This is a genomic window from Actinomadura rayongensis (genome assembly GCF_009831215.1).
In the GTDB taxonomy this organism is placed as follows: domain Bacteria; phylum Actinomycetota; class Actinomycetes; order Streptosporangiales; family Streptosporangiaceae; genus Spirillospora; species Spirillospora rayongensis.
In genome coordinates, this window is sequence record NZ_WUTW01000004.1 from 161,516 (window position 1) to 186,575 (window position 25,060).

General features: G+C 74.3%; 27 protein-coding genes. 15 read left to right on the plus strand and 12 right to left on the minus strand.

The genetic code is table 11. The annotated features are described in order from the left end of the window. Window positions 1-15: 15 nt before the first annotated feature. Window positions 16-462 carry an SCP2 sterol-binding domain-containing protein gene (locus tag GQ466_RS19990; protein ID WP_161104516.1) on the minus strand — a complete coding sequence of 149 codons (447 nt, stop codon included), beginning with the start codon at window positions 460-462 and terminating at the stop codon, window positions 16-18. Window position 463: 1 nt separating this feature from the next. Beyond that, the gene (locus GQ466_RS19995; protein ID WP_161104517.1) at window positions 464-1,012 is read right to left on the minus strand and encodes an SCP2 sterol-binding domain-containing protein; all 549 of its coding nucleotides are present in this window, start codon (window positions 1,010-1,012) and stop codon (window positions 464-466) included. Between the two features lie 123 nt (window positions 1,013-1,135). Here GQ466_RS19995 and GQ466_RS20000 point away from each other — a divergent pair, with 123 nt between their 5' ends. The 5 genes from GQ466_RS20000 (at window position 1,136) to GQ466_RS20020 (ending at window position 6,084) form a co-directional block, all read left to right on the plus strand. Then, the gene (locus GQ466_RS20000) at window positions 1,136-1,906 is read left to right on the plus strand and encodes a MerR family transcriptional regulator (protein ID WP_161104518.1); all 771 of its coding nucleotides are present in this window, start codon (window positions 1,136-1,138) and stop codon (window positions 1,904-1,906) included. A gap of 76 nt (window positions 1,907-1,982) precedes the next feature. Continuing rightward, the gene (locus GQ466_RS20005; protein ID WP_161104519.1) at window positions 1,983-3,122 is read left to right on the plus strand and encodes a GTP-binding protein; all 1,140 of its coding nucleotides are present in this window, start codon (window positions 1,983-1,985) and stop codon (window positions 3,120-3,122) included. Window positions 3,123-3,141: 19 nt separating this feature from the next. Then, window positions 3,142-4,173 (plus strand): permease, encoded by a 1,032-nt coding sequence (locus tag GQ466_RS20010; RefSeq protein ID WP_237418184.1) that lies wholly within the window; start codon window positions 3,142-3,144, stop codon window positions 4,171-4,173. Next, window positions 4,170-4,880: a TIGR03943 family putative permease subunit gene (locus GQ466_RS20015; protein WP_161104521.1), complete on the plus strand. Its 711-nt coding sequence runs from the start codon at window positions 4,170-4,172 to the stop codon at window positions 4,878-4,880. The genes GQ466_RS20010 and GQ466_RS20015 overlap by 4 nt, the downstream gene beginning before the upstream one ends. A 25-nt stretch (window positions 4,881-4,905) precedes the next feature. Beyond that, on the plus strand, window positions 4,906-6,084 hold the full coding sequence (locus GQ466_RS20020) for a low temperature requirement protein A (RefSeq protein ID WP_202420808.1): 1,179 nt from the start codon (window positions 4,906-4,908) through the stop codon (window positions 6,082-6,084). A gap of 48 nt (window positions 6,085-6,132) precedes the next feature. Here the strand turns inward: GQ466_RS20020 and GQ466_RS20025 are convergent, their stop codons facing one another. After that, entirely contained in the window at window positions 6,133-6,699 is a 567-nt protein-coding gene (locus GQ466_RS20025; protein WP_161104522.1) for a hypothetical protein, read from the minus strand. A gap of 512 nt (window positions 6,700-7,211) precedes the next feature. On the opposite strand from GQ466_RS20025, the gene GQ466_RS20030 reads away from it, so the two are divergent. The 3 genes from GQ466_RS20030 to GQ466_RS20035 all read left to right on the plus strand — a co-directional run bounded on the left by GQ466_RS20030 (window position 7,212) and on the right by GQ466_RS20035 (window position 11,143). Further along, a complete protein-coding gene (locus tag GQ466_RS20030; RefSeq protein ID WP_161104523.1) occupies window positions 7,212-8,228 on the plus strand; it encodes a LacI family DNA-binding transcriptional regulator in 1,017 nt (338 codons plus the stop codon). A gap of 1 nt (window position 8,229) precedes the next feature. Continuing rightward, window positions 8,230-9,696 (plus strand): purine-cytosine permease family protein, encoded by a 1,467-nt coding sequence (locus GQ466_RS30925; RefSeq protein WP_202420809.1) that lies wholly within the window; start codon window positions 8,230-8,232, stop codon window positions 9,694-9,696. 67 nt (window positions 9,697-9,763) lie between these two features. Further along, complete coding sequence (locus GQ466_RS20035; protein ID WP_337193550.1) at window positions 9,764-11,143, plus strand: GH1 family beta-glucosidase; 1,380 nt, start codon at window positions 9,764-9,766, stop codon at window positions 11,141-11,143. Between the two features lie 6 nt (window positions 11,144-11,149). Here the strand turns inward: GQ466_RS20035 and GQ466_RS20040 are convergent, their stop codons facing one another. Beyond that, window positions 11,150-12,526, minus strand: coding sequence for a DHA2 family efflux MFS transporter permease subunit (locus tag GQ466_RS20040; protein WP_202420810.1), 1,377 nt, complete (start codon window positions 12,524-12,526; stop codon window positions 11,150-11,152). Between the two features lie 61 nt (window positions 12,527-12,587). Between GQ466_RS20040 and GQ466_RS20045 the strand changes: the two genes are divergently transcribed. From GQ466_RS20045 to GQ466_RS20065, 5 genes are read left to right on the plus strand one after another with little or no spacing between them, the layout of a single operon-like run. Further along, the gene (locus GQ466_RS20045) at window positions 12,588-12,914 is read left to right on the plus strand and encodes a metalloregulator ArsR/SmtB family transcription factor (RefSeq protein WP_161104526.1); all 327 of its coding nucleotides are present in this window, start codon (window positions 12,588-12,590) and stop codon (window positions 12,912-12,914) included. Then, window positions 12,911-13,345, plus strand: a complete 435-nt coding sequence (locus GQ466_RS20050; RefSeq protein WP_161104527.1) for an SRPBCC family protein — start codon at window positions 12,911-12,913, stop codon at window positions 13,343-13,345. The genes GQ466_RS20045 and GQ466_RS20050 overlap by 4 nt, the downstream gene beginning before the upstream one ends. Window positions 13,346-13,387: 42 nt before the next feature. Beyond that, on the plus strand, window positions 13,388-14,167 hold the full coding sequence (locus GQ466_RS20055; protein WP_161104528.1) for an ABC-2 family transporter protein: 780 nt from the start codon (window positions 13,388-13,390) through the stop codon (window positions 14,165-14,167). Beyond that, complete coding sequence (locus tag GQ466_RS20060; protein WP_337193551.1) at window positions 14,160-14,963, plus strand: ABC transporter permease; 804 nt, start codon at window positions 14,160-14,162, stop codon at window positions 14,961-14,963. The genes GQ466_RS20055 and GQ466_RS20060 overlap by 8 nt, the downstream gene beginning before the upstream one ends. A gap of 2 nt (window positions 14,964-14,965) precedes the next feature. Then, entirely contained in the window at window positions 14,966-15,931 is a 966-nt protein-coding gene (locus GQ466_RS20065) for an ABC transporter ATP-binding protein (protein WP_161104529.1), read from the plus strand. Window position 15,932: 1 nt separating this feature from the next. Here the strand turns inward: GQ466_RS20065 and GQ466_RS20070 are convergent, their stop codons facing one another. Beyond that, a complete protein-coding gene (locus GQ466_RS20070) occupies window positions 15,933-16,562 on the minus strand; it encodes a TetR/AcrR family transcriptional regulator C-terminal domain-containing protein (protein ID WP_161104530.1) in 630 nt (209 codons plus the stop codon). Between the two features lie 87 nt (window positions 16,563-16,649). On the opposite strand from GQ466_RS20070, the gene GQ466_RS20075 reads away from it, so the two are divergent. Next, complete coding sequence (locus GQ466_RS20075; protein WP_161104531.1) at window positions 16,650-17,798, plus strand: acyl-CoA dehydrogenase family protein; 1,149 nt, start codon at window positions 16,650-16,652, stop codon at window positions 17,796-17,798. A gap of 57 nt (window positions 17,799-17,855) precedes the next feature. Next, window positions 17,856-19,097, plus strand: a complete 1,242-nt coding sequence (locus GQ466_RS20080) for a hypothetical protein (RefSeq protein WP_161104532.1) — start codon at window positions 17,856-17,858, stop codon at window positions 19,095-19,097. Window positions 19,098-19,109: 12 nt separating this feature from the next. Here the strand turns inward: GQ466_RS20080 and GQ466_RS20085 are convergent, their stop codons facing one another. The 7 genes from GQ466_RS20085 to GQ466_RS20115 form a co-directional block, all read right to left on the minus strand. Continuing rightward, window positions 19,110-19,319, minus strand: coding sequence for a hypothetical protein (locus GQ466_RS20085; RefSeq protein ID WP_161104533.1), 210 nt, complete (start codon window positions 19,317-19,319; stop codon window positions 19,110-19,112). A gap of 108 nt (window positions 19,320-19,427) precedes the next feature. Continuing rightward, window positions 19,428-21,008, minus strand: a complete 1,581-nt coding sequence (locus GQ466_RS20090; protein ID WP_161104534.1) for a SpoIIE family protein phosphatase — start codon at window positions 21,006-21,008, stop codon at window positions 19,428-19,430. After that, window positions 21,005-22,330: a sensor histidine kinase gene (locus GQ466_RS20095; protein WP_161104535.1), complete on the minus strand. Its 1,326-nt coding sequence runs from the start codon at window positions 22,328-22,330 to the stop codon at window positions 21,005-21,007. The genes GQ466_RS20090 and GQ466_RS20095 overlap by 4 nt, the downstream gene beginning before the upstream one ends. Next, complete coding sequence (locus GQ466_RS20100) at window positions 22,327-23,370, minus strand: ATP-binding protein (protein ID WP_161104536.1); 1,044 nt, start codon at window positions 23,368-23,370, stop codon at window positions 22,327-22,329. Before GQ466_RS20100 ends, GQ466_RS20095 begins: the two co-directional genes overlap by 4 nt. Next, window positions 23,358-23,771: an ATP-binding protein gene (locus GQ466_RS20105; RefSeq protein ID WP_161104537.1), complete on the minus strand. Its 414-nt coding sequence runs from the start codon at window positions 23,769-23,771 to the stop codon at window positions 23,358-23,360. The genes GQ466_RS20100 and GQ466_RS20105 overlap by 13 nt, the downstream gene beginning before the upstream one ends. Beyond that, entirely contained in the window at window positions 23,768-24,139 is a 372-nt protein-coding gene (locus GQ466_RS20110; protein ID WP_202420811.1) for an STAS domain-containing protein, read from the minus strand. Before GQ466_RS20110 ends, GQ466_RS20105 begins: the two co-directional genes overlap by 4 nt. Beyond that, entirely contained in the window at window positions 24,139-24,969 is an 831-nt protein-coding gene (locus tag GQ466_RS20115; RefSeq protein WP_378186540.1) for an STAS domain-containing protein, read from the minus strand. The genes GQ466_RS20110 and GQ466_RS20115 overlap by 1 nt, the downstream gene beginning before the upstream one ends. Between the last annotated feature and the right edge of the window lie 91 nt (window positions 24,970-25,060).

A 25,060-nucleotide genomic window follows, 5' to 3' on the forward strand; every position in this document is an offset into this window, starting at 1 on the left:
GCCGTCAGTGAGCCGTCAGTAGTCGAACCAGCGCGGCAGCCGGGCCGCGACGAGCGGGTTGCCCCGGAACCTGAGCGTCCGCTCGCGCAGCGCCCGGACGACGTTGAGCCGTCCCGCGCACAGCCGGACGAGCACCGGCGCGGTGACCGTGAGCCGGACGTCCGCCCGCCGCGCCGTGCCCCGCTCGGCGGTCGCGCCGTGCGGGCCGTAGGCGAACCGGTAGGGCAGGTCACCGTCCGGCATCCGGACGACCCACTGCACCACCCCGGACCGGCCTCCCGCGCGCTCCGGAGAGAACCGCTCGGCCATCACGCCGAAGATCCGGTCCAGCGCGGGCGCCGCCCCGGCCTGCTGGAGGAAGCCCTCCAGGAAGGCGTCGTCGACGCCCTCGATCGCGAGCAGTTCGCGCAACTGCTTGGGGGTGCCGATCTGGTCGAGCAGGGCGTTGAGCGCGTCGCTCATGTCATTCCGCGCTCGTGTCGAACGCGGCGGGCAGCTTGGCGCCGAACAGCATGTCGCCGTTCAGCTTGATCGAGCCCTTCATGAACGCGGTGAGGCCGTTCAGCGTGCCCGCGCAGAGCCGCAGCAGGTCGGGCGCGGACAGGGTGAGCGTGACGCGGGGGTTGCCCGCCGCGCCCCGGCCGGACTCGGCGACGCCGTCGGCGATCTTCAGGTGGTAGACCTTCGGGCCGTCCGGGGTGGTGACGTGCCACTCGATCGTGCCGCGCTCGTTGCGCAGCCGGTCGCCGAGGAACCGGCCCGGCATGAGGTCGAAGACGCGGTCGAGCAGCAGGTCGCTGCCCGCCTTGCCGAGGATCCGCTCCACGAGCCGGTCGATCATGCGGGTGTCGTCGCCCGCGAACTCCACGAGCCGCCGCAGCTCGCCGGGCGTGCTGATCTCCTGCGCGAGCCGTGCCACGTCGTCCGCGCCGAGCCGGTCGACGACGGCGTCGGGGCCGGAGGCGGCGGCCTCGGCGAGCAGGTCGTCCAGGACGCCGGTACCTTCGCTCATCGGATTCTCCATCCCAGTCAGAGCCAGAAAAATCCGTCCCATGGATTTATGGGACGAAGTCACATGGGACAGATTGTGCGGATAGGATCATGGAAACGTCAAGACCCCGGATGGCAGGAACGCATGGCGACCTACCGCATCGACGAGCTGGCCCGCACGGCCGGGACGACCGTCCGCAACGTGCGCGCCTTCCAGGAGCGCGGCGTACTGCCGCCGCCCCGGCGGCACGGCCGGACGGGCGTCTACGACGACTCCCACCTGGCCAGGATCCGGCTCGTCGTGCAGCTCCAGGAGCGCGGCTACACCTTCGCCGCCATCGCCGAGCTGATCTCCGCGTGGGAGCAGGGGCACGACATCGGCGAGCTGCTGGGCCTGGAGAAGGTGCTGACGGACCCGTGGACGGACGAGATCCCCGGCCACGTCACGCTCGCCGAGCTGGGCGACCTGTTCTTCCCCGCCCACGGCCCCGCGCCGACCCCCGAGCGGGTCGCCGAGCTGCTGCGGCGCGCCGAGGAGCTGGGGTTCGTGGAGCCCGCCGGGGACCGGTACCGCGTGCCGAGCCCGCGGCTGCTCAACGTCGGCGCCGAGCTGGCCGCCGCCGGGATCCCGCTGGAGGCCGTGTTCGACATCGCCGCGCAGCTCGCCGAGGACTGCCGGACGATCGCGCGCCGGTTCGTCCGGCTCACCGTCGAGCACGCCGACCTGGACGACGTGGCGGGCTACCGCGACCGGACGGACCTGCCCGATCTCGCCCGGCTGATCACCCGGCTCCGGCCGCTCGCCCAGTCCGCCGTCCACGGCCTGCTCGCGCGCGGGATGCAGACCGAGGTCATGGCCGCGTTCGGCGACCGGATCGAGGGCCTCGCGCTGCGGGAGGAGCCCGACGCGGGCTGACCCCCGCGTTCGACCGGCCGGGTCCCGGCATGCCATGATGTCGATAATGATTTTCATTCTCGACTAGGAGGCGCGCATGTCCGTCCCTGTGGTGCTCGTGGCGGGGCTGCACGGACCCGCCCGCGAGGCCGTGGTCGACCGGCTGCTGCGGGAGCGGCCCGGATCCCTCGCCGTCCACCACGACCTGCGCGCGATCACCGGCGGGAACGCCGTCCGCGTCGTGCGCGACGCCGCCGGGGCGCGCGACCGCGCCGTCGTGCGGCTCGTCCACGGCTGCGTGACGTGCACGGTCCGGGAAGACCTCGTCCCGGTGCTGCGCAGCCACGCCCGGCACGCCGCGCTGCTGATCGTGGACCTGTGGGACTCGGTCGAGCCGCGGACCGTCGCCGAGGCCCTGCACGCCGAGGGTTTCGGGCTGACGGGCGTCCTCACCGCGCTGGACCCCGAGCTGACGCCGGTGGACGTCTGCCGGGGCGAACCGCTCCAGGCCGTCGGCAAGCCGGGCGCGGCCGGGGACGAGCGGCATCTCGCCGAGGTGCTCGTCCGGCAGATCGAGTACGCGACCGCGCTCGTCCTGCCCGAGGTGCTGCCCGGCGTCCTGCCCGGCACCGACCCCGAGGACGTCGCCCTCTGCGCCGACCTGCTCGGGCACTTCGCGCCGCTGACGCCCGTCCACCGGCCCGGCGACCCGCTGCCGCCGCTGGACGGCCCGCCGCTGTGCGCCCGCGACCTCGCCGCCCGCCTCGACCCCGCCACCGCGCGGTTGCCGCCGGGGGCGAGCACGGACGCGGCCGACACCGTCGTCTGGCGGCACACCGCGCCGCTGCACCCCGAGCGGTTCTTCGACGCCGCCGACGCGCTCGCGATCGAGTCGGTGCGCAGCCGGGGCCGGTTCTGGCTGGCCACCCGTCCGGACCGGATGCTCGCCTGGGACGCCGTCGCCGGGATCGTCACCGTCGAGGACGCCGGGCCGTGGCTGGCGTCGCTGCCCGCCGCCGCGTGGGACCTCGTGCCGCCGCTGCGGCGCGCGGCGGCGTCCCTGGACTGGACGCCCCCGCACGGCGACCGCGTCCAGCACCTCGTCTTCACCGGCGCCGACCTGGACCGCGCCCGCATCCATGCGCTGCTCGGCTCCTGCCTGCTCGCGCCCGGCGAGTCCGCCGCCGGGCTGGACGACCCGTTCGCGCCGTTCCTCGACGTCGGCGAGGCCGCGTGAGCCGCGCCGGTACGGGATGATGGCGGGCGTGTCCGTCGAGAGTCCCGCCTGGGAGGACGACGTCCTCCCCCCGCCCGACTGGGGCAGGAAGCCGCGTTCGCCGCTCACGACGGCGTCCGCCTTGTTCGCCGGGTCCGCCTTGCTGCTCGTCGCCGGACGGCTGTGGATCGCGCCCGCGCTGGACGTCCGCGCCGTGGACGCCTGGACGACCGTGTTCGTCGCCGTCTGCGTCCAGGCCCTGCCGTTCCTCGTGTTCGGGGTGGCGCTGTCAGCGGCGATCACCGCGTTCGTCCCGGCCGGGTTCTGGACGCGCGTCCTGCCCCGCAGGCCCGGCGCGGCCGTGCCGGTCGCCGGGGCGCTCGGCGCGGTCCTGCCCGGCTGCGAGTGCGCGTCGGTGCCCGTCGCGGGCGGGCTGATGGCGCGCGGCGTGGCGCCGTCGGCGGCGCTGGCGTTCCTGCTCGCCGCGCCGGCCGTGAACCCGGTCGTGCTGGTGTCCACGGCGGTGGCGTTCCCGGGGCGCCCCGAGATGGTCGCCGGACGGTTCGCGGCGTCGCTGCTCACCGCCGTCGTCGCGGGCTGGGCGTGGCTGGCGTTCGGCCGGGGCTCGTGGCTGCGCGTGTTGCCGCAGCGCCCTTCCGCCGCCGGGGACGGCCGGTGGGACGCCTTCCGGAGCGCGATGGCGCACGACATCCTGCACGCCGGGGGCTTCCTCGTCGTCGGCGGGGCCGCCGCCGCGACGATCAACGTGGCGCTGCCCGCGTCGTGGGTCGCGTCCGTCGCCGGGATCCCGGTCGTCTCGATCCTCGTCCTCGCGCTGCTGGCCGTGCTCATGTCGATCTGCTCGGAGGCGGACGCGTTCGTCGCGGCCAGCCTCACCGGGTTCTCCCCCACCGCGCGGCTGGTCTTCCTCGTCGTCGGGCCGATGGTCGACCTCAAGCTGATCGCCTTGCAGACCGGCTTCTTCGGACGTGCGTTCGCCGTGCGATTCATCCCGCTCACGTTCGCGCTCGCCGTCGTGTCCGGGACGGCCGTGGGGAGCGTGCTGCTGTGAGCAGGCCCGCGCAGAACCTGCTGCTCGTCGCGCTCGGCGCGGCGGCGCTGTGGATCACGCTCGCGACCGGGGAGTACCTGAGCTACGTGCGGCCGGGGTTCCGGATCCCGCTGGCGGCGGCCGGGGCGGTGCTGGTCGTCCTCGGCGGCGCCGGGATGCTGCGCGACCGGCGCGCCGCGTCCGCGCACGGGCACCACCACCACGGGCCGGGCGTGGCGTGGCTGCTCGCGGCGCCGGTCGTGGCCGTGGCCGTCGTGGCGCCGCCCGCGCTCGGGTCGTTCAGCGCCACCCGGACCGCGTCCCGTCCGGCGCCGCCCCCGCCGCCGCCCGACGAGGGGTACCCGGCGCTGCCCGTCACCGCCGAGCCCGACGACATGTCGCTCGGCGAGTACATCGGCCGCGCGTTCCAGGCCCAGGACGGACGGCCCGAGGTGCTCGGGGACGCGACCGTCCGGCTCACCGGGTTCGCCACCCCGCGCAAGGGCGGCGGCTGGTTCCTCACCCGGATGGTGATCGCGTGCTGCGCGGGGGACGCCGTGCCGTTCCGCGTGGTCGTCCACGGCGCGCCCTCGCCCGGGGCCGACCGGTGGGTGCGCGTCACCGGCACCTGGCACCGTCCCCCGGCCGGACTCCGCAGGACCACCGAACCGGCGCTGGACGCGCGGCGCGTGATCCGCATCCCCCGGCCCGCGCGTCCCTACGAATGAAACGTCCGGAATCTAGAGTGTGGCCATGACCGATATCCGGACGAGCGCGTGGCGCGGCGTCATGACCGGCCGCGACCCCGGCGAGGAGCACCGCGCCTCGACCCCGCTGGAGCTGCTGTTCGACCTCTGCTTCGTCGTCGCGGTCTCCCAGGCCGCCGCGCAGCTGCACCACTCGCTGGGCGAGGGCCACGCCGGATCGGGCGTGCTCGGGTACGCGATGGTGTTCTTCGCGATCTGGTGGGCGTGGATGAACTTCACGTGGTTCGCGTCCTCCTACGACACCGACGACGTCCCGTACCGGCTGCTGACGCTGCTCCAGATGGCCGGCGTGCTCGTGCTGGCCGCCGGGGTGAGCGACGCCCTCGACCACTACGACTTCACGCTCATCACCGTCGGCTACGTGATCATGCGGATCGCGATGGTGATCCAGTGGGCGCGGGCCGCCCGCGAGGACCCGGCGCGGCGCGGGACGGACCTGCGGTACGCGGCGGGGATCGCGGCCGTCCAGGTCGGCTGGGTGGTCCGGCTCGCGCTGCCGCACCCGTTCGACTACGCGGGCTTCGCGCTGCTCGTCGTGGCGGAGCTGGCGGTTCCCGTGTGGGCGGAGTTCCGCGGCCCGTCCGTGACGCCCTGGCACCCCGGCCACATCGCCGAGCGGTACGGCCTGTTCACGATCATCGTGCTCGGCGAGGTGATCCTCGCGACGCTCAACGGGATCCGGTCGGCGCTGAGCGAGCACGGCCTGTCGGTGTCCCTGGGCCTGATCGCCGGGGGCGCGCTGCTCCTGGTCTTCGCGCTCTGGTGGATCTACTTCACCGGCGCCGAGGCCGAGTTCCCCACCCTGCGGACCGCGCTGACCTGGGGCTACGGGCACTACGTCGTCTTCGCGGCGGTGGCGGCGCTCGGCGCGGGCCTGGAGGCCGCCGTGAGCGCCGCCGAACACCACGGCCACCTGTCCCCCGAACACGCGGCCTGGGCCGTGGCGGTCCCGGCGGCGGTCTACCTGATCGTCCTTGCCGTCCTGCACCGCGTCGGCGGCATCGCCCCGCAGGGCCCGCCGATCCCGGCCATCGCCGGCGCCGTCGCCCTGCTCGTCCTCGCCGCCCTCGCCGGCCCGCTCACCCTGGGCGGCGCGGTCCTCGGCATGGGCCTCACGGTGACGGCCGTCCTCGCGGGCTACCTCATCACCGACCAGCGCCGCTGAAAACGCGAACGGCCCCGGCGGTGTGCCGGGGCCGTTCGTTGGGGGTGATTATCCGAGGGGCTTGGGGGTGCCCTTCTTGCCCGGGCCGTGGCCCCACTTCAGGACCTCGTACTTGACGCCCTTGATGTGGCCCTCGCTGGTACCGGTGTCGTACTTGCTGTTGGGCTTCTTCCCGTCGATCAGGTGACGGAAGGTGTAGGTGTCCAGGTCCAGCATCACCCCGCGATGCGAGGGCTCACCCGGACCCACATCACCCACGAACCCGGTGACACTACGACCCTCGTAGGAGACCTTCACCTTGGTGTTCATCGGCCACGACGGGCTGGCGAACATCCCCTTCTGCATCGGCTTACCCGACGCCGGAGCACCGGTGTCACCGTTCACACCCGACCCGTCGTCCCAGAAGTAGGACGCGGTCGTCGAACCGGTCAGCAGCGCCTTCTTCTTCGCGGGCGCCTTCTTCGCGTGAGTGGTCTGCGTGGCGGCGGCGGTCGTGCCCGTGGCCTTGGTGGTGTGGTCCTCGGTGCTGGCGTTGACCACGCCGGCGACCATCATGCCGGCCAGAGCCGACCCGGTGACCGTGGCCAGAAGGGCGTTCGTCGCTCGCTTGTGCATGAAGAATCCTTTGTTCGGCGGACAGAACGACCGCTCCAGGCCCGGACACGGGCGTGCGTCACCCGCTACGGGCGTGCAGTGCGGAGCGGCGGCCGGGAAAGACATCCCGGCGCGGGCGCCGTGCGAAGGAGGGAGAAGAAAGGCCGCCGTTGAATGGCCGGCCGGTCCCGCCCGTCAGAAAGAGGCGGGGCACGACGCTTCAGGTTGGTGCCAGGTCATCACAACACCTGCACCACCCCAACGATTCCCCCGAAAGGTAAAGAATGACCAGGTCACGGCCACCCTGTCGTTGGGATCTGACGGTTATAACCACCCGGGCGCGCAAACCATGCCCCACGAAAGGTAAAGAACCCGAGGGGCGTGCGTTGATTGGCGGAAAGGCCTTGCCATAAAGGCGATGGAAGCCAATCGACCGGCGTCCGGGATCCGATCCTTGACGGCGGGCGACGCCGGGGCTACCCTCACGGCAACCGGTTCCGGAATCGATTCCAGAAGCAGCGGGAGGGCGGATCATGGCGCGACGGCGGGTCACGATGGCGGACCTGGCGACGGCGGCGGGCGTCAGCAAGCCTACGGTGTCGCGGGCCCTGAACGGCCATCCCGACGTCGGCGCGGAGACCCGGGAGCGGATCCTGCGGCTGGCCGAGGAGATCGGCTACGTCCCGAGCATGAGCGCCCAGGCGCTGCGCACCGGACGGTTCAAGATGCTGGGCCTGCTCGTCCCGAACATCGCGTGGGACTGGATGCCCGACGTCATCCGGGGCGTGACCGAGGAGGCCGACCGGCGCGGCTACGCGATCCTGCTCCAGCCGATGGACGCCAGCGCCAAGACCGAGGCGGACTTCGTCGAGCGGGTGCTGCCGGTGCTCCCGGTGGACGGCCTCGTCCTCGTCATCCCGCCCGGCCTGGTCGAGCGGATCGCCGAACTGCACGCCGGGGGCCTGAAGGTGGTCGCGATCGACGACCGGGTGGAGCGGCCCCAGTTCCCGTCCGTCGAGACCACCGACCGCGAGAGCGTCCGCCGCGTCACCGAGCACCTGATCGCCACCGGACGCCGCCGGATCGCGTTCGCCTCCTCCGACGACACCCGCAACCTGCGGCTGCGCCGGGACGGCTACCGCGACGCGCTCGCGGCGGCGGGCCTGCCCGAGACGGTGCTGATGACGTCCGACCTCGACCACCGGGCCCTCGCCGCCGAGGTCGCGCGGCGCGCGGACGAGTTCGACGCCGTCGTCACCGCCTTCGACGACCTGGCGTTCACCGTGCTGGCCGCGCTGCGCGACGCCGGCCGCCGGGTGCCCGAGGACGTCGCGGTGACCGGGTTCGACGACGTCCCGGCGGCGCGGCTCACCCATCCGGCGCTGACCACGGTCCGCGCCCCCTTCTACGAGCTGGGCGCGGCGGCCGTGCACATGCTGATCCAGGCCGTCGAGGGCGAGGCGATCCCCGACCGGGTCGTCCTGCCCGCCGAGCCGGTCGTCCGGGAATCCTCACGGCCCGGCGACGTTCACCCCCTGAACGGAGAATGAGATGACCGACACCACCCGGGCGCGCAGCGCCCCCGACGCGCCGCCGAGCGCGCTCGCGATCGAGCAGAACGGCCTGAACGTCATCCCCGAGGACGAGCGCAAGGGCCGGCCGTTCGACCTGTTCTGGACCTGGTTCGCCTCCAACGTCGGCGTCACGAGCGTGGCGTACGGCTCGTTCCTGCTGGCCTACGGCGTGTCCCTCGTCGAGGGGATCGTCGCGGGCGTGGTCGGGATCGCGCTGTCGTTCCTGCTCGTCGGGCTGGCGTCGCTGGCGGGCAAGCGCGGGTCCGCGCCGACGATGGTCCTGTCGCGGGCGGCGTTCGGCGTCGAGGGCGGACGCGTCCCGTCCTTCCTCACCTACGTGCTCCAGGTCGGCTGGGAGACGGTCACGGCCGTCCTCGCCGTGGACGCGACCGCGAGCGTGTTCACCCGGCTCGGCTGGAGCAGCGGGACGGCGACGAAGCTGCTGGCCTTCGCGTTCGTCGCGGTCGTCATCGCCGGCGCGGCGCTGATCGGGCTGGAGATGATCCAGCGGCTGCAGCGGTTCGTCACGGTCGCGACGATCGTCCTGCTGGTCGGCTTCCTCGCGCTCACGGCCCGGCACGTCCACTGGTCGCAGGCCACCTCCCTGCATGCGGGCGGGGCCACCGCGTTCGTGGGCGCGCTCGTGTTCGCGTTCGCCGGCTTCGGGCTGGGCTGGACGAACATCGCCGCCGACTTCAGCCGCTACCTGCCCCGGTCGGCCTCCGGCCCGAAGGTGGTGGGCTGGACGACGCTCGGCGCCAGCATCGCGCCCGTCGTCCTCGTCCTGGACGGCCTGCTGCTCGTCGGTTCCAACCCCGACCTCAACGACAAGATCGCGGCGGACCCCATCGGCGGGCTGGCGGGGATCCTCCCGACCTGGTACCTCGTGCCGTTCGTGGTCGTCGCGCTGCTCGGGCTGATCGGCGGGTCGGTGCTGAACATCTACTCGTCCGGCCTGGCGATGCTGAGCATCGGCGTCCGGGTGCCGCGCCACGTCGCGGTGCTCATCGACACGGGGCTGATGGTCGTTGGAACGATCTATGTCGTGTGGTTCTCGTCCGGCTTCCTGCCGGTGTTCACGGCGTTCCTCATCACGCTCGGCGTCCCGATCGCGGCCTGGTCCGGGATCTTCCTGGCCGACCTGCTGCTGCGGCGCGGCCCGTACTCCGAGACCGACCTGTTCGACCGCGACGGCCGCTACGGCGCGGCCAACCCCGCCGCCCTCGCGATCCTCGCCGCCGGCGCGGCCGTCGGCTGGGGGCTCGTGGTCAACGCCGGGGCGTCCTGGCTGTCCTGGCAGGGCTACCTGCTCGGGCCGCTCGGCCTCGGCGGCACGTCCGGCACCTGGGCGCAGGCCAACGTCGGCGTGGTCGTCGCGCTCGCGATCGGGTTCCTCGGCTACCTGGCGCTGTGCGGACGGCGCGTGCGGCGGCAGCGCGCCTGAGCCCCCGGCCTCTCTGGAATCGATTCCACAACCGTTACCGAACGCTCCCACGAAAGGTGCGACGACCGTGACCCTCCGTTTCCCTGAAGGATTCCTGTGGGGCGCGTCGACCGCCGCGTACCAGATCGAGGGCGCCGCCGCCGAGGACGGCCGGCGGCCCTCGATCTGGGACGACTTCGTCCATGCCGGGCACGCCCGGCACGGCGAGACCGGCGACGTCGCCGCCGACCACTACCACCGGTCCGCGTCCGACCTCGACCTCATGGCCGACCTCGGCATGACGGCCTACCGCTTCTCCATCGCCTGGACCCGGACCATGGACGACGACGGCGCCGTCAACCAGAAGGGCCTGGACTTCTACCGGCGGCTCGCCGACGGGCTGCGCGAGCGCGGCATCGAGCCGTTCGCCACCCTGTACCACTTCGACCTCCCGCGCCGGCTCGGCGAGCGCGGCGGCTGGCTGGACCGCGACACGGCGTACCGGCTCGCCGACCACGCCGACCTCGTGTCCGGCGCGCTCGGCGACCGGATCGGGCACTGGATGACGGTGAACGAGCTGTTCGTCGAGACGTTCCTCGGCTACGCCACCGGCGACTCCCCGCCGGGCCGCGAGAGCACGGGCGAGGCCGTCGCGGCGTCGCACCACATGCTGCTCGGCCACGGGCTCGCGGCGCAGGCCGTCCGGGCGAACGGGGCGGGCGAGGTCGGGATCGTGACCTCGTTCTCCCCCGTCCGCCCGGCGACTGCCGACCCGCGCGACGCGGAAGCGGCGCGCCGGATCGACGGCCTCGTCAACCGCTTCTACCTGGACGCCCTGTTCCGGGGCGAATACCCGGCCGACCTCATGGCCCACTACGCCGACCTGAGGCCCGGGTTCACGGCCGTGCGCGACGGCGACCTCGACGTCATCTCGGCGCCGCTCGACTTCCTCGGCCTGAACTACTACTTCTCCCGGACGGTCGCCGCGTCCGGCCGCGACCTCGGCCCGGACTGGGTCGAGACCCCGCTGAGCACGCGAGTGGAGGCCGAACTCGGGGCGCGGGACGTCGTGCGCGCCGGAGAGACGCTCACCGCGATCGGCTGGCCCGTCGACCCCGGCGGCCTCACCGAGCTGCTGCTGCGGCTCCGCGCCGACTACGGCGACGTGCCGATCTACATCACCGAGAACGGGCTTCCGCTCGGCGACTACGTGACGCCGGACGGCCGCGTCCACGACCCCGAGCGGATCGAGTTCCTGCGCCGCCACCTGACGGCCCTGCACGCGGCCGTCGCGGCGGGCGTCGACGTGCGCGGCTACCTGACCTGGTCGCTGCTGGACAACTTCGAGTGGGGCAGCGGGTACGCGCCCCGGTTCGGGCTGACGTTCGTGGACTACGGCACCCAGCGCCGCATCCCGAAGGACAGCTTCCACTGGTACCGGGAGGTGATCGCCCGCAACGGGCTCTGAGTCCGTTCACTCAGGGGCGGTGCGGCCGGGCGCGAGCAGCGCGACGCCCACGCCCGCCGCGGAGACGGCGGCGGCGGCCCATTCGGCGGGGACGAACCCGGCGAGGAACCGGTCCGGCGAGCCGTAGCCTCCGTGCGCGGCGAAGACGGCCGCGACGAGCGCGATGCCGAAGACGCCCGCGACCTCGCCGACGGCGCTGTTGGTCCCGGCGGCGACGCCCGCCTCGTCCGGCGGCACCGCCGAGACGACGAGCCCGGCCACGGTCGGGAAGCACAGCGCGATGCCGATCCCGGCGACGATCAGCGGCAGCACGACCGTCCCGTACCCGGCGTCGGGCGCGGCGACGGCCGCCAGCCAGCCGAGCCCGGCCGCCTGGAGCGCCAGCCCGGCGGCCATGAACGGGCGGAACCCGAGCCGGTCGGCGAGCGCGCCCGCGACCGGCGCGACGAGCATCGGCATCGCCGTCCAGACGAGGATCCGCAGCCCCGCCTGCAACGGCGAGTAGCCCATGCCGGTCTGGAACAGCTGCGCGATGAGGAACAGCGACCCGATCAGCGACACGCGCTGGAAGAACGCCACCCCGTTGGCCGCGGCGAACCCCCGGTCGCGGAAGTACCGCAGCGGGAGCATCGGCTGCCGGGCGCGGCGCTCCCACGCCACGAACGCCGCCACCAGCGCGGTTCCGACCGCGAGCGCCCCGACGACCTGCACACTCCCCCACCCGGCGGACGGCGCCCGCACCGGCCCCCAGGTCAGCGCGAACAGCCCCGCGCCCGCGAGGACGAGCCCGGGCACGTCCAGGCGCGACCGCGGGCCGCGCGACTCGGTGAGCAGCAGCGCCGACAGCGGCATCAGCGCCAGCCCCACCGGCACGTTCAGCCAGAAGATCCACTCCCAGGACACGCCCTGCACGACCACGCCGCCGACCAGCGGCCCGGCCGCGACGCCGAGCCCGGTGACGCCGCCCCAGACGCCCACCGCCGCGCCCCGCTTCGCGGCCGGGAACGCGGCGGTGATCAGCGTGAGCGTCAGCGGGAGGACGACGGCGGCGCCCGCGCCCTGCGCGACCCGGGCGGCGATCAGCGCCCCGGCGGTCGGCGAGAGCGCGGCGGCGGCGGACGCGGCGGTGAACAGCCCGACGCCGGCGACGTACGCGCGGCGGCGCCCGAACCGGTCGCCGAGGGCCGCGCCGGTCGGGATCAGGCACGCGAAGACGAGGTTGTAGGCGTTGACGGTCCATTCCAGGTCCGCGAGGTCGGCGTCCAGCTCGACCCGCATGACCGGCAGCGCGGTCGCGACGACGACCACGTCGAGCGTGGTCAGGAACACCCCGAGGGACGCCAGCGCCAGCGTCCACCCCGGGCGGGACGGTCGATCGTCCATCACCCCTCCAAACATTTAGCCGATTGGCTGAACGATCGCATGGCCACTAACATTTCGCAATGTGGCTGAACAAGTTGAGGCGCTGGACCTGACCTACGCCGCGCTGGCCCACCCGACCCGCCGCGCGATCCTCGAACGCGTGCGCGCCGACCCGGTGCGCGTCACCGACGTCGCGCGGGAGTTCCCGATGGCCCTCGCGACCGTGTCCAAGCACATCCGCGTCCTGGAGCGCGCCGGGCTGGTGCGGCGCGACGTCCACGGCCGCGACCACTACCTCAGCGCCGCGCCCGGCCCGCTGGCCGAGGCCGAGGCGTGGATCGCCCGCTACACCGCGTTCTGGGAGCGGAGCGCGGACGCGCTCGCCCGCCATCTGGAGGAGGACGCATGACCGACGGGGCCGTCCGGGTCACCCGGACGCTCAGGGCCCGGCCGGACGACGTCTTCGCCGCCTGGACCGACCCCGACCGCCTCCGCCGCTGGCTGATGCCCGGCCCCGGCACGGTCGCCGCGGCCGTGACCGACCCGGTGCCCGGCGGGGGCTTCCGGTTCGCGAAGCTGTTCCCGTCCGGCGTGGACGAGGTCACCGGCGAGTACCTGGTCGTCGATCCGCCGCACCGGCTCGTGTTCACCTGGCGGTCCCCCGGCACGACCGGCGGCCGGGACTCGGTGGTGACCGTCACGCTCCGCCCGGACGGCGACGGCACCGCGATGACGATCCTCCACGAACGCCTCCCGGCCGAGTCCTTCCGAAGCGGCGCGCGCGGCGCCTGGACGGCCGTCGCGGCGAACCTCGACGCGCACCTGACCACGACCGGATGAGGCCATGACAGGGCCGCTGGGACGCGGTTAGGCTCTCGGCAAGTGAGCGTCTATCCCTGGATCGCTTGGTTCGCGTTGCGCCGGCAGGCCGCCTACCTCGCGATGGCGCTCGCCGAGGGGCTCACGAACGCGTTCTTCGGGCTGCTGCGGGCGTTCATCCTCATCGCGCTGTGGCGCGAGCGGCCCGCGCTCGGCGGCTGGGACGCGGCCGACGCCGTCACGTTCTCCTTCGTCACGCAGGCGCTCCTCGGGGCCGTCCAGGTGTTCGGCGGGCTGGACCTGACGGCCCGGATCCGCAGCGGCGACGTCGCCGTCGACCTGTACCGCCCGGTGAGCCTCCAGGGCTGGTGGCTGGCCGACGACCTCGGCCGCGCGACGGGCACGCTGCTGCTGCGGTCGGGTCCGCCGCTGCTGTGCGGGGCGCTCGTGTTCGGGCTGCGGGTGCCGGGGCCGGGCCGGATCGCGCTGTTCGCGGCGTCGTTCGTCCTCGCCGTGCTGGTCAGCTTCGGGCTCCGCTACCTGGTGGCGCTGTCGGTGTTCTGGCTGCACGACGACCGGGGAATCCAGCCGATCGCGCTCGTCCTGACCCTGTTCTTCTCCGGGATGACGGTGCCGCTCGTCGTGTTCCCCGACCCGCTGCGCGCGGTCGCCGGGACGCTGCCGTGGTCGGCGCTCGTCCAGGTCCCCGGCGAGGTGTTCCTCGGCCGCGGGAACGCCGCCGGGGCGCTCGCCTTCCAGGCCGCGTGGGCGGCGGCGCTGCTGCTGGCGGGCGCGGCCGTCACCGGCGCGGCGCGGCGGCGGCTGGTGGTGCAGGGTGGGTGACGCGCTGCGCGCCTACGGGACACTCGCCTGGGCCTGGCTGCGCGCCGCCGCCCAGTACCCGGTGTCGATGGTGCTGCTCGGGCTCGCGTCGGCCGCCGTCGCCGGGCTGGACGCGGCGGGGATCGGGCTGCTGTTCTCCCGCGTCCACCGGCTCGGCGGGTTCGGCGCCGCGCAGGTGCTGTTCCTGTACGCGACGTCGCAGCTCGCGTTCGTGCTGTCGGACGCGCTGCTCGGGAACGCCGACCTGCTCGCCCGGCACGTCCGGGAGGGGACGTTCGACGCGATGCTGCTGCGTCCGGTGAGCCCGCTCGTCCAGGTCGCGACCGAGGAGTACAGCCCGCGCCGGTTCGCCAAGCTGGTGCTGCCCGCGGTGCTGCTGGCGATCGTCCTGCCCCGGCTGGACACCTCCTGGACGGCGGGCCGCGTCGCGATGGTCCCGGTCATGGTCGCGTCCGGGACGGCGATCTTCTGCGGGCTCTGGGTGCTGGTGGCGTCGGTGCAGTTCGTCCTGCTGGAGAGCCACGGCGCGGGCAAGGCCCTGACGTTCGGGGGCTCGTTCCTCACCCAGTACCCGATGAGCGTGTTCGCGCGGGACTTCGTGCGCGGCGTGACGTTCGCCGTCCCGCTGGCGTTCGTGAACTGGCAGCCCGCCCTGTACGTCCTGGACCGTCCCGACCCGCTCGGGCTCCCTGCGGCGACGCGGCTGGCGTCCCCGGCGGTCGCGGTCGCGGTGTGCGGGCTCGCGGCGCTGGCGTGGCGGGCGGGGCTGCGCCGCTACCGATCGACGGGGAGCTGACGATGATCGAGGCCGGGGACGTCCGCAAGACCTTCACCGTCCGCGAGCGCACCGGACGGCTGCGCCGGACGCGGCGGCGCGTGAGCGCGGTGGACGGCGTGTCCTTCACGGTCGCGCCGGGCGAGTTCGTCGGCTACCTCGGCCCGAACGGCGCCGGGAAATCCACGACGATCAAGATGCTGACCGGGATCCTCACCCCGACGTCCGGGACGATCCGGGTCTGCGGCCTGGACCCGTCCCGCCAGCGGACCGCCCTGGCCCGCCGCCTCGGCGTCGTCTTCGGGCACCGCACGACGCTCTGGTGGGACCTTCCGCTGCGCGACAGCCTCGCGCTCGTGCGGCGGCTGTACCGGGTGGAGGCGGGCGCGCACCGGGAGCGGCTGGACGAGCTGACCGCGCTGCTCGACCTCGGCCCGTTCCTCGCGACGCCCGTCCGCCAGCTCAGCCTCGGCCAGCGGATGCGCGGCGACCTGGCCGCCGCGCTGCTGCACGCGCCCGACCTGCTGGTCCTGGACGAGCCGACGATCGGCCTGGACGTCGTCAGCAAGGCGACCGTCCGCGCGTTCCTGGAGCGGCTGAACACCGAGCGCGGAACGACGATCCTGCTGACCACGCACGACCTCGGCGACATCGAGCGGCTGTGCCGCCGCGTCATGATCGTCGACCACGGACGGCTGGCGTTCGACGGCTCGCTGGACGCCCTGCGCGCCACGGCCGGGTCGGGCCGGATCCTCGTGGTGGAGCTGGCGCGCCCGGAGCCGCCCGTCGCGGTGGACGGCGCAGCGGTCGAACGCGTCGAGGGCCCCCGCCAATGGCTGCGCCTGCCCGGCGACGCGAACGCCGCCTCCGTCGTCGCGGCCCTCGCCGCACGCCACGAGGTCCGCGACATCGCCCTGCGCGAACCCGACATCGAGGAGATCGTCGCGCGCCTCTACCAGGGCGAGATCCCCTACACGGCCGCACACTGACTCAGGCGCGGACGGCGGCGAAGCGCAGTTCGAGGCCGTCCAGCAGCGCGGTCAGGCCGGTCTCGAAGGCCGCGGCGTCGATCTCCTGCTGGCGCTCGGCGAGCAGGTGCGCCTGGTCGAGGCGGGGGTAGGCGCCCGCGTAGACGGCCGCGTCGTCGGGGAAGCCGCCCGCGAACGTGCCGAGCGCCGAGCCGGTGATGAAGTAGCGCAGCAGCGCGCCGACGCGGGTGGCCTCGCGGCGCGGCCAGCCCGCGTCCACCAGGCCGCCGAAGACGGCGTCGGCGAGGCGCAGCGCGTTGGGCCGACCGCCCCGGGGCTGGCCGATCGCGGGGACGACGTTCGGGTGGGCGGCGAGCGCGGCGCGGTAGGAGCGCGCCCACGCCTCCAGGGACGCCCGCCAGGACGGGCCGGGGAACATCGACAGGTCCACCTCGCCGAGGACGGCGTCCACGACGGCGTCCAGCAGGTCGTCCTTGGTGGCGACGTGGTTGTAGAGGGACGGCCCGCTGACGCCGAGTTCCGCCGCGAGCCGCCGGGTGGACAGCGCCTCCAGGCCCTCGGCGTCCACGAGGTCCAGCGCCGCCGCGACGATGCGGGCGCGGCTGAGCAGCGGTCGACGCGGCCGGGCCACGGGTCACCTCCGAACCGGAAACTTGCGGCGCTAGTTTAGCGTGCTAGCCTGCGACAAAACTCGCATTGCTAGTTTTCGGGAGCCGTCATGGACCTGGGACTGTCGGACGAGCAGGAGGCCCTGCGCCGCCTGGCCGCCGAGTTCGTGGACCGGGAGATCGTCCCGCACGCCGCCGCGTGGGACCGCGCCGAAGAGGTCGACCGGAGCATCGTCCCCCGGCTCGGCGACCTCGGGTTCCTCGGTATGACGCTGCCCGAGGAGCACGGCGGTTCCGGCGGCGACCACCTGTCCTACTGCCTGGTGCTGGAGGAGCTGGGCCGGGGCGACTCGGCGGTGCGCGGCATCGTGTCGGTGTCGCTCGGCCTGGTCGGCAAGTCCATCGCCGCCTACGGCACCGACGAGCAGAAGCGCGACTGGCTGCCCCGCCTGACGTCCGGCGACGCGCTCGGCTGCTTCGGCCTCACCGAGCCCGGCACCGGCTCGGACGCCGCGAACCTCACCACCCGGGCCGTCCGCGACGGCGGCGACTGGCTGCTCACCGGCACCAAGATGTTCATCACCAACGGCACCTGGGCCGACGTCGCGCTCGTGTTCGCCCGCACCGGCGGGCCTGGGCACCGGGGCGTGACGGCGTTCCTCGTCCCGACCGACGCCGACGGGTTCGACGCCCGCGTCATCCACGGCAAGCTCGGGCTGCGCGGCCAGGCGACCGCCGAGATCGTCCTGGACGGCGTGCGGGTCCCCGACGCGGCGCGGCTCGGCCCCGAGGGCAAGGGCTTCACGGTCGCGATGAGCGCGCTCGCCAAGGGCCGCATGTCGGTCGCGGCGGGCTGCGTCGGCATCGCGCAGGGCTGCCTGGACGCCGCCGTCGGCTACGCCAGGGAGCGCGACCAGTTCGGGAAGCCGATCGCGTCGTACCAGCTCGTCCAGGAGCTGCTGGCGCGGATCGCCCTGGACGTGGACGCCGCGCGGCTGCTGACCTGGCGCGTCGCCGACCTGATCGACCGGGGGCAGCCGTTCGCGACCGAGTCGTCCAAGGCCAAGCTGTTCGCCAGCGAGGCCGCGGTGCGCGCCGCCAACGACGCGCTCCAGGTGTTCGGCGGCTACGGGTACATCGACGAGTACCCCGTCGGCAAGTACCTGCGCGACGCCCGGGTGATGACGCTCTACGAGGGCACGAGCCAGATCCAGACCCTGCTGATCGGCCGCGCGCTGACCGGGGTGAGCGCGTTCTAGGGCCGTCTGGCACGATGGGGGCGTCGGCAGCCCGGCCGCCCTCCCCCGGAGACCGCCATGGACCGTGAACGCGTCATCGCCACCGACACCCCCGCCGAGACCCTTCCCGACATCGTCCCGGACGCCGGCCCGCCCGCCGGGCACCCGGCCGCGCGCGAGCTGACCGCGATCACGGCCGTCCAGGACGGCCCGCCGCACCGGCTGTGGCTGGACGAGGACGCCGGCCTGCTCCTCCACCTCGCCCCCGGCGCCCCGGCCTTACGGCGGATCCCGGTGCGCGACCCCGGCTGGAACCGCACCCTCGCCGCGCTGATGGAACGTCCGCTGGAACGGCTGGCCGCGCCCGGACGGAACTACCGCGGCCGGGCGCAGGCCGCCGCCGACCTCGGCGCGCTCGCCGACCTGTTCCGCGCCCGGCTCGTCCGGCTGCGGGCGGCCCGCGACGACCCGGCGGCGATCGTCCGGGCCGCGCTGGACCAGATCGCGCGGGCGCGCGACGAGGAGGACCGGGCCCGCCGCCGCGCGTTCCTCGGCTGGTACCTGCGGCACGCGTGCGGCGACGGCCCGGACGCCGTGGCCGCGGCGGCGGCCGTCGTCGGCGACGAGCCGGTCGGCGCGCTGCTGACGGCCTGGCCGGACTACTGCGCCGAGGTCAAGGCGATGGTGGCCGACGATGACGACGACCTGGACGAGTGGCCCGCCGCCCGGCGCCGCGCCCTCCGCCGGTACCACGAGTTCCGGACCGTCGGCCGGCGGCTGGACGGCGCCCGGGTCGCGGCGCTGCGCGCGGCCGTGCCGGACGCCGACGTCGGCCCCGGCCGCCTGCTGTTCGACCGGATGATCGACCCGGACCGCGAGGACCTCGGCTGGGACCCCGGCCGCGTCTTCGGCGACGGCTTCGACGCGGGCCTGTCGTTCGACCAGCGCGGCCCGCGCAGCGTGCGGTTCCGGCTGCCCGGCGCGCTCGCCCGGCGGGTCGAGCCGTACCGGATCCTGTTCGGCGTCGCGCTCGCGATGCGGGACGGCGACGTCCTCGTCGAACTCGAACGCTACGAGGAGGACCGGGAGACCGAGTACGCGGGCACCGACCCGGCGCCGTGGCTGGCCGAGCTGCTGCCGCTGCGCGCCGCGCTGCTGGACGGCGACCTGCGCGCGCTGCACCTGGCGTGGGCGCACGGCGCGCAGGAGGGCCACAACCGGGACCGGGCCGTCCGCCCGGCCGGCGCCCCGGCGCTGGACCCGGACGCGTTCACGCCCGAACTCCACGCGCTGGACCGCTTCCTCAACGCCGCTCCCTGACCGCCGCGACGATCAGTCGTCGCCCGTCCAGCGCAGGACGACGAAGGGCGCGTGGCGGGACGGATGGTGCACGCGCTCGCGCGTGATGCGGTACCGCGCCCGGCCGCCGAACGCCTCGGTGGGATCGGGGACCTCGACGGCGCCGACGTCCTGCTCCACCCGGACGAGCGCGCCGTGGTACGGCCCGTCGAGGCAGAGCGCGTTCCGCTCGCCGGTGATCACGTCGCGGTGCCGCCGGACGGAGACAGAGAAGGCTCACCCATGGCGTTAATTTACCCGCTCACCGGTGAGTCGCAGGACCCGGGGAAAGAATCAGGGGATCGACGGTGATTAGGCCGGATCGCGGCGCATGACGATCATCGCGACGTCGTCCTCGCGGTGCCCGAACTCGGCGATCACCCGGTCGCTGAACCGTTCCAGGTCCTCGTCCACGCCGACGGCCACGCCGCGCAGCCGTTCCAGGTTGTCGGCCAGCGAGACCCCGCGGTCCTCGATCAGCCCGTCGGTGATGAGCATGACCGTGCCGCCCGGCGGCACGACCGCCTCCTCGATCTCGATCCGCTCCGCCGGGAACCCGAGCAGCAGGCCGCCGCCCCGGCCGTAGCTGGCCGCGCCGTCGGCGACGAACAGCGGCGGGAGGTGCCCGGCGCTCGCCACCCGCAGCCGTCCCGTCGCGGGGTCCAGCGTCATGAGGCAGACGGTCGCGGTCTGGTCGTCGTGGTAGCGCTGCATCACGCCGTTGAGCAGCCGCAGGATCGTCTCGCCGTCGTGGCCCTCGTCGGCGAACGCCCGCAGCGCGTGCCGGATCTCGGCCATCACGGTCGCCGCGACCAGCGAGTGCCCCTGCACGTCCCCGATCGCGATGAGGACGTGGTCGCCGCGGTCCAGCACCTCGTAGAAGTCGCCGCCGACCTCGGCCTGGTCGCTCGCGGGCTCGTACCGGACGGCGAACTCCCACCCCGGCACCGACGGCCGCCGCGCGGGCAGCAGGCTGCGCTGGAGCGTCAGCGAGATCAGGTGCTGCTCGGTGAAGGACCGCATGGCCTCCATCGCGAGGGCGAGCGTCTGCCCGAGCTGGCGCAGCAGGTCCAGGTCCTCCTGGCCGGGGACGCCCTCGACGTGGATCGCCACGCAGATCGGCGGCCGGCCCCGCTTCACCCGCGACAGCACGAGCGCGACGTCGCCGTCCACCACCGTGTCGGGGACGAGGGCCTTCCAGCGCGGGCCGTCCAGCGGCAGCACCTTCGTCCCGGTGGCCTCGCCGAGGTCGGTCAGCGACGTGAGCCGCTCGAACCGCTCCGGCGAGCAGTGCCGGAACTCCGGGCCCGCGCGGTGCCCGACCGTCCGGCGGACGCGGCCGTCCGGCGGCATCAGGAACACCGACGCGGGCACGTCGAAGATGTCGTAGGCGCTGTCGGCCGCGACGAGCGCCAGCTCCTCGAACGTCTCGGCGGCGTTGACGGCCAGGGAGTGCCGGGTCAGCGCGGCCGTCCGCGCGGCCAGCCGCTCGGCGCGGCGCAGCGCCCCGTAGTACCGCAGCATCGCCTCGACGGTCGCGAGGAACTCGGTCGGGTCGATCGGGTCGGTGAGGTAGGCGTCGGCGCCGCGCCGCAGCCCGTGGGCGCGGTCGGTGGTCTCCACGGCCGTCGCGGAGATGTGGATGACGGGCGTGGACGCGGTCGCGGGATCGGAGCGGATCCGCTCGCAGACCTCGACGCCGCTCATGTCGGGCAGCCGGACGTCCAGCACGACGAGGTCCACGGCGTGCTCGGCCAGCCGCTTCCAGGTCTCGGCCGCCGACGCCGCCTCGACCACGGTGTGCCCGGCGCGGCGCAGCCAGCTTCCGATGATGTAGCGCTTGGTGTCGTTGTCGTCGACGACCAGCGCGGTGACCGATTCGTTCCGGCTCACGTCGCTCCTCCTCCTTCCGCGCGCGGCAGTACCAGTGTGACGGTCGTGCCCTCGCCGAGCACGCTGTCCAGCAGCAGGTCGCCGCCCAGGATCCGGGCGAGCCGCCGCGCGTACGCCAGCCCCAGGCCCGTGCCGCCGCCCCCGGCGCCCGGCACCTGGTAGAACTCCTCGAACACGCGCTCGCGGTCGGCCTCGGGGATGCCCCGGCCGGTGTCGGCGACGACGAAGACGACCCGTCCCGGCTCGGCCCGGACGGTCGCCCGCACCTCGCCCGCGTCGGTGAACTTCAGCCCGTTGGCCAGCACGTTCCGCAGCACGCGCGTCAGCATGGTCTCGTCGGTGACGAGGACGTCCGGCGCCCGCGCGGTGTCCACCACCAGCGCCACGCCCGACTGCTCGGCCATCGGCGCCAGCAGCCCGGCCAGCCGGTCGAGCAGCGCGGGCACGTCCACCAGGGCCGGATGCGGCTCCAGCAGCCCGCGCTCGGCCTTGGCCATGTCCAGCAGCTCGTTGACCAGCGACAACATTGTCGCACCCGCTTCGGTGATCAGGCCGAGCTGGTGCCGCTGCTCGGCGGTGAGCGGGTCGGCGGCCGGGTCCAGCAGCAGCCGGGCCAGCCCGATGATCCCGTTCACCGGCGTCCGCAGCTCGTGGCTGATCGTCGCCCAGAACCGGCTCTGGGCCTCGCTCGCGTCGACCAGCAGGTCGGACTTCTCCTCCAGCTCGGCGTACAGCGCGACGACGCCCCGGTTCGTCTCCTCCAGCTCGGCGGAGATCTCGTTGTAGAGCGCGAGCACGCCCCGGTTGGTGTCCTCCAGCTCGGCGTTCAGGGACCGCAGCTCCTCGCTCTGCCGCCGCACCTCCGCCAGCGCCTCGACCAGGTCGGCGTTGCGGGTGCGCAGTTCCTCCAGCGCCGGGAGCGGCACGAGCCGTTCCAGCCGGACGCGCAGCGGGCCGAGCACCGCCGGGCCGGGGCGGCGTGCGCCCGGCGGCAGGCGCTTGACGAGCCGGACGTTCGCGTCGTCCTCGACGACCTCGTCCATCAGCCGGACGCCCGCCCGGACGCCCGAGCCCGACGGCCCGCCGCCCGGCCCGCGCGCCAGGTCGATCACCAGCGCGCCGTCGTCGAGCCGGAACGTCACCGCCGCGCCGCCGCCGGACTGGAACAGGTCGCGGCCCATCTCGCTCAGCGCCGTCGCGACGCGGACCTGGTCCGGCGCGTCCAGCCCGACGGCGACGGCGACCGCCCGGCCCGCCTGGCGCAGCGCGACGACGCCCGCCTCGTCCACGACGTCGAACCGCAGGAGCACGACGGCCGTCATCGCCGCCTCGCCCCGATCACCAGCACCGAGCGGTCGTCGTGCCGCGTCCCGGCGTCGCGCAGCAGCGCCGCCGCCGCGAGCAGCGGGTCCCGGCCGAGCAGGTCCGGGCGGGACGACAGGTCCCACCGGTCGGTCAGCCCGTCGGAGTGCAGCACCACCGCCGCGCCCGTCGGCAGGTCGTACACGTGCTCGCGGAACCCGCGGCCCCGCACCCCGGCGATCCCGGGCGTCGAGATCATGCCCTGGCGGCGGCCCGGGGCGACGACCCAGCCCGCGACGTTCCCGAGGCCCGCGAACACCACGCGGCGCGCCGCCGGGTCGACGGTGACGGCCGCGACCGCGCCGCCGCGCGTCCCGGCCAGCGCCCGGTGGATCCGGTCCAGCAGCGCGCCCGGCGCGGTCGGCGCGTCGATCCCGCGCACCGCGCGGACCGCCTCGGCCGCCGCCCGCGCGGCGAGCGGCCCGTGCCCGAGGCCGTCGCACAGGATCGCGTGGACGACGCCGTCCAGCTCCCGCGCCGCGTAGGCGTCGCCGCACTCCTCCTCGCCGTCCAGCGGCCGGGTCAGCCCGGCGAACGGCGGGTCGGCCGGCGGCGCGCCGCCCGGCTGCCGGAACCGCGCGAACAGGATCGTGCCCTCGCCCGGACGGGACTGCAGGCCCGCGTCGTCGGCGAGCCGCCCGATCATGCCGAGGCCGATGCCGAGCGAGCCGCTGGTGGACACGCCGTCGCGCAGGGACTCGGGCACGTCGGCCATCCCGGGCCCCCGGTCGACGCTGACGAACTCCAGCGTGGCCCGCTCGCCGCCGCGCACCACGCGCACCAGCATCTCGCCGCGTCCGGCGTGCTTGACGAGGTTCGTCGCCGCCTCGGTCGCCGCGAGCCGCACGTGCTCCAGGCGCTCGTCGGCGAACCCGAGCCGCTCGGCCAGCGCCGTGGCCCGGCGCCGCACCCCGGCGGGCGCGCTCGTCTCCTCCACCCGCGCCCACACCGACTCGCCGGCGGACGGGCTGACCGACCAGCCGCCGGTCAGCGCGGCCACTTGGTCACCGTCACGGTCGTGCCCGCGCCGGGCTCGGTGCGCAGCTCGAACTCGTCCACCAGGCGGCGCGCGCCGGGCAGGCCGAGGCCGAGGCCGCCGCCGCTCGTCCAGCCCTCGGTGAGCGCCTGGTCGACGTCGGGGATGCCCGGACCGTCGTCGGTGAACGTGATGCGGACGCCGGGGCGGCGGCCCGCCCGCGCGGCCGACTCCACCCGCGCCGACCCGCCGCCGCCGTGGATGAGCGTGTTGCGGGCCAGCTCGCTCGCCGCGGTGACGATCTTGGTCTGGTCGACCAGCGACAGCCCGGCCGCCGCGGCGGCCGTCCGCACGAGCTGCCGGACGCGCACCACGTCGTCGTTGGACGCGATCGTGATCTCGCCGCCCGTCGTGTCGGGCGTCACCGGCCGTCCGCGCCGGGCACGGCCACGCCGAGCAGACGCATGCCCTTTTCCAGGTCCAGGGCGGTGCGCACACCGCCCAGCGACAGGCCGAGCTCGACCAGCGTGATCGCGACCGCCGGCCGCATCCCCACCACGACGGTCTCGGCGTCCATCAGCCGGGACATCGCGGCGATCGTGGCGAACATCCGCCCGATGAAGGAGTCCACGACGTCGACGGCGGTGATGTCGATGATCACGCCGCGCGCGCCGGTCCGGGTGATCCGGTCGGCCAGGTCCTCCTGGAGCGCGAGGACGGTCTGGTCCTCCAGGTCGATCTGGATCGAGACCAGCAGCACGGCGCCGATCTTGAGAATCGGCACGCGGTCCATCAGTCGCCGTCCTCGATGCGGACGCCGCGCCGGCGCAGCGTGTAGGCGAGCGCGTCCGCCAGCGTGGCCTTGGTGACGATGTCGCCGAACTCGATGCCGAGGCCGACGATCGTCTGGGCGATCTGCGGGCGGATGCCGGAGATCACGCAGTCGGTGCCCATCAGCCGCGCCGCCATCACGGTCTTGAGCAGGTGCTGGGCGACCTCGGTGTCCACGGCGGGCACGCCGGTGATGTCGATCACCGCGAACTCCGAGCCGGTGTCGACCAGCATCTGGAGCAGCGACTCCATGACGACCTGGGTGCGGGCCGAGTCCAGCGTGCCGACGAGCGGGACGCCGAGGATCCCGTCCCACAGCTTCACCACCGGCGTCGACAGCTCCAGGAGCTGCTCCGCCTGGTCGACGATCACCTGCTCGCGCTCGGCGGCGTAGGTCTCGAAGGTGACGAGGCCGAGGTCGTCCACGAACGCGGAGAACGGGACGAAGCCCGCATATCCGGCGCCGTCGGCCTCGATCGCCTCCAGCACGGCCTGCTTGAGCGCGAACACGCCGACGGCCGTCTCGGTCGGACTGAAGCCCTGCCGCGCCCGGCCGCGCGAGATCTCCGCCAGCGCGGCCCGCAGCTCGCCGCGCTCGGCGCCGTCCGCGTCGTCCAGGGCGCGGACGAGCAGGTCGAACAGCTCGGCCAGCTCGGCCCGCAGCTCCCGCTCGGTGATCCGGCCGCGCACGTTCCCTGCGACCAGTTCCACCCACCGGTCCAGGACGCGCCCGGCGTCGGCCCGCAGGAGCTTCGCCATCGGGGCCGTCGCACCCGCCGCCTCTGTCGCCAAACCCCGCTCCTCCGCCATTTCGTCCGTTCTGTCCGGACACGCTCTCCGGCGGGAAGCGTACCGCCCGCCGGAGACCGTCCGGTCCGACGTC

Excerpts from the sequence above, each read along its gene's own strand:
- GQ466_RS19990 (WP_161104516.1), bottom strand. The coding sequence starts at position 462 with ATGAGCGACGCGCTCAACGCCCTGCTCGACCAGATCGGCACCCCCAAG.
- GQ466_RS19995 (WP_161104517.1), bottom strand. The coding sequence starts at position 1,012 with ATGAGCGAAGGTACCGGCGTCCTGGACGACCTGCTCGCCGAGGCCGCC.
- GQ466_RS20000 (WP_161104518.1), top strand. The coding sequence starts at position 1,136 with ATGGCGACCTACCGCATCGACGAGCTGGCCCGCACGGCCGGGACGACC.
- GQ466_RS20005 (WP_161104519.1), top strand. The coding sequence starts at position 1,983 with ATGTCCGTCCCTGTGGTGCTCGTGGCGGGGCTGCACGGACCCGCCCGC.
- GQ466_RS20010 (WP_237418184.1), top strand. The coding sequence starts at position 3,142 with ATGGCGGGCGTGTCCGTCGAGAGTCCCGCCTGGGAGGACGACGTCCTC.
- GQ466_RS20020 (WP_202420808.1), top strand. The coding sequence starts at position 4,906 with ATGACCGATATCCGGACGAGCGCGTGGCGCGGCGTCATGACCGGCCGC.
- GQ466_RS20025 (WP_161104522.1), bottom strand. The coding sequence starts at position 6,699 with ATGCACAAGCGAGCGACGAACGCCCTTCTGGCCACGGTCACCGGGTCG.
- GQ466_RS20030 (WP_161104523.1), top strand. The coding sequence starts at position 7,212 with ATGGCGCGACGGCGGGTCACGATGGCGGACCTGGCGACGGCGGCGGGC.
- GQ466_RS30925 (WP_202420809.1), top strand. The coding sequence starts at position 8,230 with ATGACCGACACCACCCGGGCGCGCAGCGCCCCCGACGCGCCGCCGAGC.
- GQ466_RS20040 (WP_202420810.1), bottom strand. The coding sequence starts at position 12,526 with ATGGACGATCGACCGTCCCGCCCGGGGTGGACGCTGGCGCTGGCGTCC.
- GQ466_RS20050 (WP_161104527.1), top strand. The coding sequence starts at position 12,911 with ATGACCGACGGGGCCGTCCGGGTCACCCGGACGCTCAGGGCCCGGCCG.
- GQ466_RS20065 (WP_161104529.1), top strand. The coding sequence starts at position 14,966 with ATGATCGAGGCCGGGGACGTCCGCAAGACCTTCACCGTCCGCGAGCGC.
- GQ466_RS20075 (WP_161104531.1), top strand. The coding sequence starts at position 16,650 with ATGGACCTGGGACTGTCGGACGAGCAGGAGGCCCTGCGCCGCCTGGCC.
- GQ466_RS20080 (WP_161104532.1), top strand. The coding sequence starts at position 17,856 with ATGGACCGTGAACGCGTCATCGCCACCGACACCCCCGCCGAGACCCTT.
- GQ466_RS20095 (WP_161104535.1), bottom strand. The coding sequence starts at position 22,330 with ATGACGGCCGTCGTGCTCCTGCGGTTCGACGTCGTGGACGAGGCGGGC.
- GQ466_RS20110 (WP_202420811.1), bottom strand. The coding sequence starts at position 24,139 with ATGGACCGCGTGCCGATTCTCAAGATCGGCGCCGTGCTGCTGGTCTCG.